The organism is Bacillus sp. EKM420B (genome assembly GCF_011065565.1).
In the GTDB taxonomy this organism is placed as follows: domain Bacteria; phylum Bacillota; class Bacilli; order Bacillales; family Bacillaceae; genus Bacillus; species Bacillus velezensis.
Window position 1 is genome coordinate 1 of sequence record NZ_JAAMNX010000079.1, and the last position, 224, is coordinate 224.

Consider the following 224-nt stretch of genomic DNA (forward strand, 5'->3'; position numbering starts at 1 on the left):
CACATTGCTGCGCGATTTATTTAAAACTTTGAATTAACAGGTACGTTTTGTCTTGTTTAGTTTTCAAAGATCATTTTGTTCACTTTCTCAAGCAACTTTTTAAGTATATAATAAGTTTCTCTTAAAGTCAACATGTTTTTTTATAAATGGTGGAGCCTAGCGGGATCGAACCGCTGACCTCCTGCGTGCAAAGCAGGCGCTCTCCCAGCTGAGCTAAGGCCCCG

At 40.2% G+C, this 224-nt stretch carries 1 tRNA gene; it reads right to left on the reverse strand.

The window, feature by feature from the left end:
- Positions 1 to 147: 147 nt before the first annotated feature.
- Positions 148 to 223 (reverse strand) — tRNA-Ala (locus G9F48_RS19610).
- Position 224: the final 1 nt, after the last annotated feature.